Raw genomic sequence first — 13097 nt, forward strand, 5'->3', positions numbered from 1 at the left:
TGCCGTCCCCCTTTTATATAGTCTGGTTCCGCTTTTTTAGGATATTCACATGAATTTGTTAAGAAACGTCAGTATTGGTGTGCGCCTCGGCCTGGGTTTTGCCGTGATCTTGCTGTTTTCCATGCTCATCACGGGCATCAGCGTGTGGCGCTTGCACGACGTGGCCATGGCCACACGCACCATGATGGAATTGCCGCTGGCGAAGGAACGCTATATTTCCGACTGGTACGCGAAAATCGACAGCGGCGTGCGCCGCACCACGGCCATCGCGCGCAGCAGCGACACGACTCTGGGCGCGTATTTTGCGGAAGAGGCCAAGCAATCGTCGGTCGTCTCGGGCGAACTGCAAAAGAAAATCGAAGCCTTGATTTCCAGCCCGGAAGAAAAGGAACTGTTCCGCCTGGTGAGCGAACAGCGCAAGGTTTACCTCGATTCACGCGCGCAAGTATCGAAGTTGAAGGCGGATGGACAGGAAGCGGAAGCGGAGAAGGCTTTCCAGGGCATCTTCGTGCCCGGTTCGACGAAATACCTGAAAGTGGTCAACGACATGCTGCAGCACCAGCGCGCCAGCATCGACACGACGGCGCGCGAAATCGACGATGTCGCCAAGACGAGCCGCAACTTGCTGCTGACCCTGGCCGTGCTGGCGCTGGGCTTTGGCGTCGTATGCGCCTGGCTGCTGACGACGGGCATCGTGCGCCCCTTGCGCACGGCCGTGGACATCGCCCGCAAGGTGGCCGATGGCGACTTGACTGCGCAGATCGACGCCAGCGCCAAGGACGAAACCGGGCAGCTTTTACTCGCGTTGAAGGACATGAACACGAGCCTGCTCAACATCGTCGGCGAAGTGCGCAGCGGTACGGACAGCATCGCCACCTCGTCGACGCAGATCGCCGCCGGCAACCAGGATCTGTCTTCCCGCACGGAAGAGCAGGCCGGTTCGCTGGAAGAGACGGCGTCGTCGATGGAAGAGCTGACTTCCACCGTGAAACAGAATGCGGACAATGCGCGCCAGGCCAACCAGTTGGCGGCGTCGGCGGCGCAAGTGGCCGTCAAGGGCGGCGAAGTGGTGGCGCAGGTGGTGGGCACGATGGAATCGATCAACGCCTCGTCGAACAAGATCGTCGACATCATTTCCGTGATCGACGGCATCGCCTTCCAGACGAACATTCTGGCCTTGAATGCGGCCGTGGAAGCGGCGCGCGCCGGCGAGCAGGGCCGAGGCTTTGCGGTGGTGGCGTCCGAAGTGCGCAACCTGGCCCAGCGTTCCGCTTCGGCCGCGAAAGAGATCAAGACCCTGATCGGCGCGTCGGTGGAACAAGTCAACGCGGGCAGCATACTGGTGGCGCAAGCCGGTTCGACCATGAACGACATCGTCGACAGCGTGCAGCGCGTGAGCGACATCATCACGGAAATCACGGCGGCCAGCAGCGAGCAAAGCGTGGGCATCGACGAGATCAACCGGGCCATCGGCCAAATGGATGCCGTCACGCAACAGAATGCGGCGTTGGTGGAAGAATCGGCGGCGGCCGCCGAATCGATGCAGCACCAGGCGCACAACCTGGCGCAAGTCGTCAGTGTGTTCAAATTGAATGGGCAGCAGGCGGGCGCCGGCGGCTTGAAGGCCGTGGGCGGCAGCAAGCGCCCGGCGGCCAAGGCGCCGCAAGAGGCATTGCAGATCGGCCGCGCCGCTTAAGTTGCTTACCCCGTAACGGCTGGGGTCAGACCCGACGGGTGTGACCCCCGATCAATCGCCAGCTGCGATAGCCGGTCCGCCTCGCCATTCCTGTGGCGCGGCAGCCAGCGCAAGCTGACATCCGTGAATTGTTCCAGCAGGGCCACCACGGTGGCCCTTTGTACTTCCAGTCCCTTGGCGCCGACCGGCGTCGTACCCAGCACATCATTGATCACTACCTGGCTGTCGCCGTACAGCAGCAGTTGCACGGGCGGCGGGCGCACGCCCAGCGCCGCCTGCAGCAAGGCCGTCAGGGCCGCATACTCCGCGTCGCTGCTGCTACCATAACCGGCCGCCTCGCTCACTTCGATACGCTCGCCGCTCGGTCCCAGCAGCAAGGCGCCTATGCCCAGCCTGCCCGGATTCGGATGGGCGGAACCGTCGAACCAGCCGCGCCAGGCCAGCGGCCCGCCATGGTCCTGGCGGCTGAGCGCCAGCTGCGCGCGGCGCGCCTGCATCTTGGCTTCCTTGCGTGCTTTGCGCGCCTGCGCTTCCGCCGTCATGGCTTGATCAACATGGTGTCGATGAGGCTGCCGATCCAGCACGCCACCAGCACACAAACGGCCACCGTCATGGCGGGGCCGTCATTGGCCGAGAGTGCCTCCACTTTTTCCATGATCAGCTGCACGTCCAGGGGCAGGGCGCCGCTGTCGATCTGTGCCATTACCTGGTCTAAGCGTGCCATGATCTGGCGCAGTACCATCACCAGCGCGACCAGGGCAGGCACGAGGAAGAGGCAGCCGCGCGCCTTGCGTTGCAAGACAAAATGCCCGCTGCCGGGGAAGACCAGGGCCGACAGCAGCAGGGCGAGATGACGTTTGGAAAGGGAGGAGCCGCTCATGCGTGCCTTTGTGAGGAGAAAGAGCGGCTCATCATACTATTGCCAGCCGAATTTGCGCAGATACACGCGTTTCATGAACGTCGTCAGCACGGTGTAGCAGACGAGGATGCCCAGCAGCCAGGGGAAGTAGCCCAGTGGCAAGGCTTGCAGCTTGAAGTAGGTCGCCAGCGGCCCCATCGGCAGGAACACGCCCACGGCCATGATGATGGTGGTGGCCACCAGCAGGGGCACGGAAGCGATGCTGTCGATGAAGGGCAGCTTGGGCGTGCGGATCAGGTGCACGATCAGGGTTTGCGTCAACAGTCCCACGACGAACCAGCCGGACTGGAACAGGGTTTGCTGTTCCGGCGTATTCGCGCCGAACACATGCCACATCAGGATGAACGTGCTGATGTCGAAGATCGAGCTGATGGGGCCGAAGAACACCATGAAGCGGCCGATGTCGCGCGGGTTCCAGCTCAGCGGCTGCTGGATCAGTTCGGCGTCGACATTGTCGAAGGGAATGGCGATCTGCGACACGTCATACAGCAGGTTTTGCACCAGCAGGTGCAGCGGCAGCATGGGCAGGAACGGCAGGAAGGCGCTGGCCACCAGCACGGAAAACACATTGCCGAAGTTCGAGCTGGCCGTCATGCGGATGTATTTGAGCATGTTGCTGAAGGTGCGGCGGCCTTCCAGCACGCCTTCCTCGAGCACCATCAGGCTCTTTTCCAGCAGGATGATGTCGGCCGCTTCCTTGGCGATATCGACGGCCGAATCGACGGAAATGCCGATGTCGGCCGCGCGCAGGGCGGGCGCGTCGTTGATGCCGTCGCCCATGAAGCCGACGATATGGCCATTGCCGCGCAGGGCGCGCACGAGGCGCTCCTTGTGCAGCGGGCTGAGCTTGGCAAACACCGTGTTGTCCTCGGCCGCTTTCGCCAGGGTTGCGTCATCCATGTCGTCCAGTTGCGGGCCTTGCAGAACGCCGTGCACGGCCAGGCCCACTTCGCGGCAAATCTTCGCCGTCACCAGGTGATTGTCTCCCGTCAATACTTTCACGGTGACGCCGTGTTCCGCCAGCGCGCGCAGGGCGGGCGCCGTCGATTCCTTAGGCGGGTCGAGAAACGCCACATAGCCGATCAGGGTCAGCGCCGTTTCATCGGCCACGCCGTACACGGTTTTATGCGGCGGTACTTCCTTGACGGCCACGGCCACCACGCGCAAGCCTTCCGCGTTCAGGCCATGCGTGGTTTCCAGTACCTTGTCCAGCAGGGCGGCGTCGAGCGGAATGTTGACGCCGCCCAGGCGCAGGTGGCTGCAGGCGGCAAGGATTTCCTCGACGGCGCCCTTGCAGATCAGTTCATGGTGATCATTCTTTTCGGAAACAACGACGGACATGCGGCGGCGCACGAAATCGAAGGGGATTTCATCGACTTTCACGTAATCGCGGGCCAGCTGCATTTCCGTCTGCAATTCCACATGGTCGAGCACGGCGCGGTCGAGCAGGTTTTTCAGGCCCGTCTGGTAGTGGCTGTTCAGGTAGGCAAATTGCAGCACTTCGTCGGACGGCTGGCCGAACACGTCCGTATGGCGCTCGAGCACGATCTTGTCCTGCGTCAAGGTGCCCGTCTTGTCCGTGCACAACACGTCCATGGCGCCGAAGTTCTGAATGGCGTCCAGGCGCTTGACGACGACCTTCTTTTTCGACAGTTTCACGGCGCCCTTGGCCAGGGTGCTGGTGACGATCATGGGCAGCATTTCCGGCGTCAGGCCCACGGCGACGGACAGGGCGAACAGGAACGCTTCCATCCAGTCGCCCTTGGTCCAGCCATTGATGAGGAACACGAGCGGCGCCATCACGAGGGCGAAGCGGATCAAGAGCCAGCTGACGCTGTTGACGCCCGCCTCGAACGCGGTGGGCGTGCGCTCGGTGGCCGTCACGCGCGTGGCGATGGTGCCGAAATAGGTGCGGTTGCCCGTGGCCAGGACCAGCGCCGTGGCCGCGCCCGAGATCACGTTCGTGCCCATGAACAGCAGATTGGCCAGCTCCATCGGGTCTTTGCCCTGGGCGTCGGCCAGCTCGGCCATCTTTTCCACCGGCAAGGATTCGCCCGTCATGGCGGCCTGGCTGACGAACAGGTCTTTTGCGGACAGCAGGCGGCAATCGGCGGGGATCATGTCGCCGGCCGACAGCACGATGAGGTCGCCCTGCACCAGCTGGCGGATGGGCAATTCGATCTGCTGACCATTGCGCAGCACGGTGGCCGTATTGCTGACCATGGCTTTGAGGCGCTCGGCGGCCCGGTTCGAGCGGCCTTCCTGCACGAAGCGCAGCAGGGTCGACAAAATCACCATGGTGCCGATGACGATGGTCGCCTTCGGGTCTTCCGTCAGGTAGGAAACGATGGCCAGCACGGTGAGCAGCAGGTTGAACGGATTCTTGTAGCACAGCCACAGGTGCTGGTACCAGGCCAGCGGTTTCTCATGCTCGACCTCGTTCGGACCCGTTTGCGCGCCGATGACTTGCGCCTCGGCATCGCGCAAGCCTTCCAGACGCGTGTGCAGGCGATTCAGGGCGCTATCCAGGTCTTCATGGGCGGCGGCCAGCAACTGGCGCGCCAGGTGGTCGGGCACGGGGCGGGCCGTGCTGTTTTCCAGCGGCATGGCGCGGCGGCGGAAGTTGCCTGCCGTATGGCGCTTGCGCAGGAACGATTCGAATAAGCGGGTGAAGAGATTCATTGCTCTTCCTTTCACGACGATGTGTTGACGGGCGGCGCAGCCGCAGGCAAGACTTGCGTGCCGCCAAAGCACGATAGTGCTGGCGGGCAATCCGGGTCAGTAGCCGGTCGCGATCGGAAAGAGGGGGGAGAGGCGCGCGGCCGGACTGGCCGCGCGAGACACCGCACCTTGCTCAGCAAGGCACGGAGAAAAGGAAATTCCGCGTTGCTTGCTGCTTAGCTGCCGAGGCAATCACCGATACAAGATCGGCTACTGTCACTAGAACAAGTACCCACGTGGGACTCCGTAAATGAATAATGAGGGCATCTTATGGATGGGCTGCATCAGTGTCAACTGAAGAAATCTTAGGTTTCCAAAGTGTAATGTGGTTGTTGTATCGGCCGCTGTCATGCCGCTGGCACCGCCATCGCCAGCGAATCAGACAATATCTGCCACAGGGCCGCATGGCGCTGCTGCAGCGCGGCGCCGCCCGCGTAGATCAGCTCCACGTGCAGGCTGTCGACGATGCCCAGGTAGGCTTGCGCATACAGGTCGATGCGCTGGGGGGGCAGGGCGGGCGCCGACCGGCCCAGACTGGACACGTAATGGCGCTGCAATTGCGCCAGCAAGGCTTCGTAGCCCGTACCGACTTCGATGCGCAGGGGCGCGGGCGGCAAATACGCCGTGCGCAGCAAAAAGCGCAGATGGGCTGAATCGGCGTAGCGCTGCGCCATGCGGTCGCAGTACAGCGAACCGGCCAGCTGGCCGCCGGTCGCCGGCAGCGCCGCCTCGTCGGCGAAGCAGGCGTCCATGAAGGCTTGTTCTTCGGCCAGCGCGTCGGCAAAGACGTCGAGGAAAAGGGCGTCCTTGCCGGCGAAGTGCGAGTACAGCGAGGCCTTGCGCATGCCCGCCTGCGCGGCGATATCGTTGAGGGAGGAAGCGTCGTAGCCGTGTTCCGAAAAGTGCACGACGGCGACGGCGCAGATGTTATCGGCCGAGGCCGAGCGTTTTTTCATCATTGGGGTGAGAGTGGGTGAGGCGTCAGTGCGCTCCCAGGCTGCTGGCATGGACCGGATGGACGCGCGCAGTGGCCAGGGTCAGCCATGATACCAGCAGGCCGGCCGCGGTCAAGAACAGCAGCCACGGCAGCGGCCCCCGTTCGGACAGGCCGGCCGCCAGCGGCGTGGCCAGGGACGACAAGCTCATCTGGATGGCGCCCAGCAGCGCGGCCGTGGAGCCGAGCGCGCGCTGCTGCGAACCCATGGCCATGGCCATCAGCGCCGCTTCCGCCATGCCCAGGCCAAACAGGGCCATGAACATGCCCGGCACGACGGCGGCGATGCCGGCGCCCGCCCAGGCGCCGAGCAGGGCCAGCGCTGCGCCGCCCAGCATGGCGCAGGCACCCGCCACGCTCAAGCGCGCCACGCCGTGTTTCTCCACCATGCGGCCGCTGGCCATCGCGCCCAGCAGCACGGCCACACCGGTGGCGCCGAACACGAGGCCGAAACTGCCGGCGGACAGGCCGAAATCGCGCTGGTAGACGAGCGACGCGCCGCCAATATACGCAAACAGGAAAAAGAACGCGGCCGACAGGGCCAGCGCGGGCAGCAGGAAGGCGCGGTCGAACGCGATGCGCGCATACGTGCGGTGCATGCCTTGTGGTCGCACGCGGTTCTTCAGCGGCAGGGTTTCCGGGAGGAACAGCGCGCTATTGAGCAGGGTTAAGGCGCCCAGCGCGGCCAGGGCCAGCATCACGGCGCGCCAGCCGTAACGCGCGTCGAGCAAGCCGCCCACGGCCGGCGCCAGCACGGGCGCCAGGCCCACGATGGTCATTAACAGGGCAAACAACTGCGCCGCCCGCACGCCATCGGCCACGTCGCGCACCATGCTCATCACGACGACCAGGGTCAGCGCCGCGCCCAGACCTTGTACCGTGCGCGCCAGCAGCAGGGTGTGCAATTGCTCCGCTTGCGACGCCCATATGGCCGCGACGATGTAGACGGCGATGCCGGCCAGCAGCGGCCGGCGCCGGCCCAGCATGTCCGTCAGCGGGCCGCACAGCAACTGCCCGCCGCCGAGGGCCAGCAGGAAGACGGTCAGGCTCAGCTGCACGTTCGCATACGAAGTGTGCAGCTCGCGCGCCATGGCGGGCATGGAGGCGAGGTACATGTCGATGCCGGCTGGGCCCAGCACGGCCACCAGGGCCAGGGAAGCGGCCAGCCCGAGACTGGCGGCGGGGAGAGGGGTTTGCTGCTGCATTGCGATTCCTTCTTGTCGTCAAAAAACCGGCATGGACACTGCCGTCTTTTTTATTGTACACTGGCTACCTACCGATAGGTAGGGAAGTGATCAGATTGCCATATAACTGAAAAGGATGAGGACGATGAGAAAAGAAATAGTGACAGGTGCGCCGCATCCGCGGGGAGAGCCGGCATGACGGAAGTGGGCATTTCGCTCAGCGGCGTGGCCGTGGCCCTGCTGTTTGCCGCCTGGAGTTCGCACCGCAGCCGCTGCGAGCGGCGCGATGTCGTGTGCCTGACGATACTGGGCACCGTGCTGGGATTGCCAGGTGCGGTATTGCTGGCACTCTAGGTACTGTAGGTCGGATTAGCGGAGCGTAATCCGACATCCCCATATACGCCAACGATGTTGTCGGATTACGCGCTTGCGCGCTAATCCGACCTACGTGGACGTGCAGGCATAAAAAAAGGCAGGCCGCGTGGCCTGCCTTCTTGTCGTCGATACGCCCGCCGGAGCGGGCGCCCGGCGCTTACTCTTCTTCGTACGAGCTGATGGGCGCGCAACCGCAGAACAGGTTGCGGTCGCCGTACACGTTGTCGGCGCGGCCGACCGGTGGCCAGTATTTGCGCTGGCGCAGGGAAGCGACCGGGTAGGCCGCGATTTCACGGCTGTACTTGCGTTCCCAGTTGTCCGACATCAATACCTGTGCCGTATGCGGCGCGTTCCTCAAAGGATTGTCGTCGTGGTCGAATTCACCGCTGGCGACCTTGGCGATTTCACCGCGGATGGCGATCATGGCGTCGATGAAGCGGTCGATTTCCACTTTCGATTCGCTTTCCGTCGGCTCGATCATCAGGGTGCCCGGCACGGGGAAGCTCATGGTCGGCGCATGGAAACCGAAGTCCATCAAGCGCTTGGCCACGTCTTCGTTGCTGATGCCGGTGGCGTCCGTGATCGGGCGCAGGTCCAGGATGCACTCGTGCGCGACCAGGCCGTCGTGGCCCGAGTACAGCACGGGATAGTGCGGCGCCAGGCGGCGCGCGATGTAGTTCGCAGCCAGGATGGCCGTCTCGGTCGCTGCCGTCAAGCCTTCCGCGCCCATCATGGCGATGTACATCCACGAAATCGGCAGGATGCTGGCCGAGCCGAATGGCGCGGCGCTGACGGCGCCGATACCCGCGACGTCGCGCTGGTAGCCCGACGAACGCTGGTTCGGCAGGAATTTCGCCAGGTGGGCACCCACGCCGATCGGACCCACGCCTGGTCCGCCGCCGCCGTGCGGGATGCAGAAGGTCTTGTGCAGGTTCAGGTGCGACACGTCGCCGCCAAACGAGCCGGGAGCGGCCACGCCGACCAGCGCGTTCATGTTGGCGCCGTCGATGTAGACCTGGCCGCCGTGCGAGTGGATGATTTCGCACAGTTCCTGGATGCCTTCTTCAAACACGCCGTGCGTGGACGGGTAGGTGACCATCACGCACGCCAGGTTGGCGCTGTGCTTTTCCGCTTTCGCCTTCAGGTCGGCCAGGTCCACGTTGCCGTTGGCGTCGCAGCTGGTGACGACGACCTGCATGCCGACCATGTTGGCCGATGCGGGGTTGGTGCCGTGCGCCGACGAGGGAATCAGGCAGATGTTGCGGTGGCCTTCGCCGCGCGATTCGTGGTAGGCCTTGATCACCAGCAGGCCCGCGTATTCGCCCTGCGAGCCGGCGTTCGGCTGCAGCGAGACGGCCGCGTAGCCGGTCAGCGCGCACAGCATTTCTTCCAGCTGCGCGATCATTTCGCGGTAGCCCACCGTTTGCGCGTCCGGCGCGAACGGGTGGATGTTCGAAAATTCCGGCCAGGTGACGGGGATCATTTCGCTCGTCGCGTTCAGCTTCATGGTGCACGAGCCGAGCGGGATCATGGTGCGGTCCAGCGCCAGGTCCTTGTCGGCCAGGCTGCGCAGGTAGCGCAGCATTTCGTGTTCCGAGTGGTAGCTGTTGAAGACGGGGTGGGTCAGGTAGGCGCTCTCGCGCGCCAGCTGCGTCGGCAGGGCGCTGGTGACGCCCACTTCCACTGTATCCAGGTCCGGGGCGGCAGGCGCGTTGGCCAGGCCGTGCGCGAACACCTTCCACAGCAGCGCGATATCGTCGCGCGTGGTGGTTTCGTCGAGCGACACGCCGACGTGGGTAGCATCGACTTTGCGCAGGTTGACGCCGTGGTGCATGGCCGTCGCGTGCAGTTGCGCCGCATCGGCGACGTTGATGGTCAGGGTGTCGAAGTAAGTCGCATTGACAACGCCGTAGCCGAGGGTCTTCAGGTTCGCCGCCAGCACGCCCGTAAAGCGGTGCACGCGCTGGGCGATCTGCAGCAGGCCGGCAGGGCCGTGGTAGACGGCGTACATCGAGGCCATCACGGCCAGCAGCACTTGCGCCGTGCAGATGTTCGACGTGGCTTTTTCGCGGCGGATATGCTGTTCGCGCGTTTGCAGGGCCAGGCGGTAGGCCTTGTTGCCTTGCGCATCGACGGTCACGCCCACCAGGCGGCCCGACATATTGCGCTTGAATTCATCGCGCGTGGACAGGTAGCCCGCGTGCGGGCCGCCGAAACCGAGCGGCACGCCGAAGCGCTGGCTGTTGCCGACGACGACGTCGGCGCCCCATTCGCCCGGCGGCGTGAGCATGGTCAGGGCCAGCAGGTCGGCCGCGACGATGACCATGGCGCCATTCGCGTGCAGTTTTTCCACGCCGGCGCGGTAGTCGCGCACGACGCCGTTCACGCCAGGGTATTGCAGCAGCACGCCGAAGCAGGCGTCCAGCGACTCGATTTCAGCCGGGTCGAAGGTGCGCACTTCGATGCCGATCGGCTGGGCGCGCGTCTGCACCACTTCCAGCGTTTGCGGCAGCACGTCATTGGCGACATACAGCACGTTCGACTTCGACTTGCCCACGCGCTGGATCAGGGTCATCGCCTCGGCGGCGGCCGTGCCTTCGTCCAGCATCGAGGCGTTCGAGATGCCCATGCCGGTCAAATCCGTGATCACTTGCTGGAAGTTCAGGATCGCTTCCAGGCGGCCCTGCGAAATCTCGGGCTGGTAAGGCGTGTACGCCGTGTACCAGGCCGGGTTTTCAAAGATGTTGCGCAATACGACGCCAGGGGTGAACGTGTTGTAATAGCCCTGGCCGATCAGGGATTTGAGTACCTGGTTCTTGCCGGCGATGGCTTTCAGGCGCGACAGGGCTTCCTGTTCCGGCATCGGCTGCGAGTACGCGCCCAGGGGCAGGGCGCCCTTGTTGCGGATGTTGGCCGGTACCAGGGCGTCGATCAGCGCGGCGCGCGATGGATAGCCGAGGGTCGCCAGCATGGCTTGCTGTTCGGTGGCAGAAGGGCCGATGTGGCGGGCGATGAAGGCATCGCGTGCTTCGAGTTGGGTCAGGCTGGTGCGGGTCATGATATAGAGGCCAAAAAAGACTGAAAAACCGGGAGGCGGCGCGCGGGCGCGGCGGCGGGGTATAGCTACAAAATTAAATGCAAACGGGCCGCAAGCGCGGCCCGTGAATCAAACGCGATTACGCGCCGGTGGTGGCGCCATAGGCGGCGGCGTCGAGCAAGCCGTCCAGGGCCGACACGTCGGCTGGCTTGATCTTGAACAGCCAGTTGGCGTAGGCGTCGGCGTTGATCGACTCAGGCGAGTTGACCACGTCGTCGTTGACGGCCACGACTTCGCCGGCGATCGGCGCGTAGATGTCGCTCGCTGCCTTGACCGATTCCACCACGGCGGCGTCGTCGCCGGCGCCATAGCTGTTGCCCACGGTTGGCAGTTCGACGAAGACGATATCGCCCAGGGCGTCCTGCGCGTACTCGGTGATGCCGACGGTGATCGTGCCGTCGCCTTCAAGGCGTACCCATTCGTGGGAAGCGGTGTACTTCAGTTCTGCAGGAATGTTCATGTGTGGCTCCAGATGGTAAGTGTTCGTTATTGATTATGGTTGTGCGGTCTTGCGGGCGGCTCTAATACGCTTACGCAGCCAGGATTTTACCGTTACGCACGAAAGGCAGCTTGACAACGGAAGCGGTCAGCTGCTTGCCGCGGATTTCCACGTGCACGGTGTCGCCCACGGCGACGCCGTTCGGCACGCGCGCCAGGGCAATGGCTTCCTGCATCGTCGGGCTGAAGGTGCCGCTGGTGATTTCGCCCGTGGCTTCGCTGCCGGCGATGATGACTTTCTGGTGGGCGCGCAGCACGCCGCCTTTTTCGCGCAGGATCAGGCCCACGAATTGCGCGTTCTGGCCTTTGGCCAGCAGGGCGGCCTTGCCGATGAAGTCGCGCTCGCTGACCAGGTCGATGGTCCACGCCAGGCCCGCGTCGAGCGGGTTGACGGTTTCGTCCATGTCCTGGCCGTACAGATTCATGCCCGCTTCCAGGCGCAGGGTATCGCGCGCACCGAGGCCGGCCGGCTTGACGCCGGCCGCTGCCAGCGCGTTCCACAGCGCTTCCACCTGGGTGGCGGCCACGCCGATTTCAAAGCCGTCTTCGCCCGTGTAGCCGGTGCGTGCCAGCATGACTTCGCCGAAGGCCGTGTCCTTGACGATGACGACGTTGAACGGCTTGATGGCTTCGGACGCGGCCTGCGTTTCCGGCAGCACTTGCCATACCTTGGCGCGCGCGTTCGGGCCTTGCACGGCCACCAGGGCCATCGGCTGGTTCGCATTGCGGCGCTCGGTGATCGTCAGGCCGCTGTTGGTGGCGGTATTTTGCTGCTGCATCCAGGCCACGTCTTTTTCCGCCGTGCCCGCGTTGACAACGAGGCGGAACCAGTTTTCGTTGAAGAAGTAGACGATCAGGTCATCGATGACGGTGCCTTCGGCATTGAGCATGCACGAGTACAGCGCCTTGCCCGACACTTGCAGCTTGTCGACGTTATTGGCCAGCAAGCCGCGCAGGAAGGCGCGCACGTTCGGACCTTCGATATCGACCACGCACATATGGGACACGTCGAACATGCCGGCGTCGCCGCGCACGGCGTTGTGTTCTTCGATTTGCGAGCCGTAGTTGACGGGCATGTCCCAGCCGCCGAAATCGACCATGCGGGCGCCGAGGGCACGGTGGGCGTTGTTGAGTGGGGTCGCTTTGAGCGTCATGGATTCCTCGGGACGAAGGTAAAGGGGAAGTTAACAAAACATAGAATAGCCAAACACGGCTTTCCAGCGTGATCACTGACCCCCCTGTCCTTTGTACCTGAGAGATTACGGGGGCTTGCCCCGTGCGCCCCTTCGGTGGGCCGCCGGCATTCGCCGCGGCCGCTCTCCAGAGTTGAGCTGTAGTGTCGCCAAAGCAACAACTTCAGTCCGCCTGATCGGTCCTTTTGCCTGAGAGTTTTTGGGTAGTGCCCCTTCGGCGGCAACGCTGGGTTGCCCTCTCCCGATCAAGTGGGAGGAATATATGCCAGCAGGGTGTTTCTGTCAATCTGTAAAGGCGTTGCCAAATTGCCGCAAAAGTCCCGGTTTGCGGGGCTGGGGGAGGGGGCTGCCCGCGCGTAAAAGGGCGCCCGGCCGCGCAGGAATGCGCTATGATGAAATCCTGGCTTTCTTGCGGGTGCC

Annotated in this window: 10 protein-coding genes and 2 riboswitches; of the genes, 2 read left to right on the forward strand and 8 right to left on the reverse strand. The window is 63.8% G+C overall.

Going from position 1 to position 13097, the window contains the following annotated elements; genetic code table 11:
* Positions 1–49: 49 nt before the first annotated feature.
* A complete protein-coding gene (locus tag ACQ4W4_RS18570; protein WP_436543233.1) occupies positions 50–1696 on the forward strand; it encodes a methyl-accepting chemotaxis protein in 1647 nt (548 codons plus the stop codon).
* A gap of 5 nt (positions 1697–1701) precedes the next feature.
* Here the strand turns inward: ACQ4W4_RS18570 and ACQ4W4_RS18575 are convergent, their stop codons facing one another.
* The 5 genes from ACQ4W4_RS18575 to ACQ4W4_RS18595 form a co-directional block, all read right to left on the reverse strand.
* On the reverse strand, positions 1702–2238 hold the full coding sequence (locus ACQ4W4_RS18575; protein WP_436543234.1) for a ribonuclease HI family protein: 537 nt from the start codon (positions 2236–2238) through the stop codon (positions 1702–1704).
* Positions 2235–2576, reverse strand: coding sequence for a hypothetical protein (locus ACQ4W4_RS18580; protein ID WP_436543235.1), 342 nt, complete (start codon positions 2574–2576; stop codon positions 2235–2237). Before ACQ4W4_RS18580 ends, ACQ4W4_RS18575 begins: the two co-directional genes overlap by 4 nt.
* A gap of 36 nt (positions 2577–2612) precedes the next feature.
* Positions 2613–5297, reverse strand: coding sequence for a magnesium-translocating P-type ATPase (gene mgtA / locus ACQ4W4_RS18585; RefSeq protein ID WP_436543236.1), 2685 nt, complete (start codon positions 5295–5297; stop codon positions 2613–2615).
* A gap of 386 nt (positions 5298–5683) precedes the next feature.
* Entirely contained in the window at positions 5684–6295 is a 612-nt protein-coding gene (locus ACQ4W4_RS18590) for a TetR/AcrR family transcriptional regulator (RefSeq protein ID WP_436543237.1), read from the reverse strand.
* Between the two features lie 22 nt (positions 6296–6317).
* Positions 6318–7535: a Bcr/CflA family efflux MFS transporter gene (locus ACQ4W4_RS18595; protein ID WP_436543238.1), complete on the reverse strand. Its 1218-nt coding sequence runs from the start codon at positions 7533–7535 to the stop codon at positions 6318–6320.
* A gap of 174 nt (positions 7536–7709) precedes the next feature.
* Between ACQ4W4_RS18595 and ACQ4W4_RS18600 the strand changes: the two genes are divergently transcribed.
* Positions 7710–7868 (forward strand): hypothetical protein, encoded by a 159-nt coding sequence (locus ACQ4W4_RS18600; RefSeq protein ID WP_157792492.1) that lies wholly within the window; start codon positions 7710–7712, stop codon positions 7866–7868.
* A 178-nt stretch (positions 7869–8046) separates the two neighbouring features.
* On the opposite strand, the gene gcvP is transcribed toward ACQ4W4_RS18600, so the two are convergent.
* The 3 genes from gcvP to gcvT form a co-directional block, all read right to left on the reverse strand.
* Positions 8047–10947: an aminomethyl-transferring glycine dehydrogenase gene (gene gcvP, locus ACQ4W4_RS18605; protein WP_436543239.1), complete on the reverse strand. Its 2901-nt coding sequence runs from the start codon at positions 10945–10947 to the stop codon at positions 8047–8049.
* Positions 10948–11065: 118 nt separating this feature from the next.
* Positions 11066–11446, reverse strand: coding sequence for a glycine cleavage system protein GcvH (gene gcvH / locus ACQ4W4_RS18610; RefSeq protein WP_436543240.1), 381 nt, complete (start codon positions 11444–11446; stop codon positions 11066–11068).
* Positions 11447–11516: 70 nt separating this feature from the next.
* Positions 11517–12638: a glycine cleavage system aminomethyltransferase GcvT gene (gene gcvT / locus ACQ4W4_RS18615; RefSeq protein ID WP_436543241.1), complete on the reverse strand. Its 1122-nt coding sequence runs from the start codon at positions 12636–12638 to the stop codon at positions 11517–11519.
* Positions 12639–12712: 74 nt separating this feature from the next.
* A riboswitch (glycine riboswitch) is annotated at positions 12713–12818 on the reverse strand.
* Positions 12819–12844: 26 nt separating this feature from the next.
* Positions 12845–12931, reverse strand: a riboswitch (glycine riboswitch).
* Positions 12932–13097: the final 166 nt, after the last annotated feature.

The organism is Janthinobacterium glycogeni (assembly GCF_051380725.1).
GTDB lineage: Bacteria > Pseudomonadota > Gammaproteobacteria > Burkholderiales > Burkholderiaceae_D > Janthinobacterium.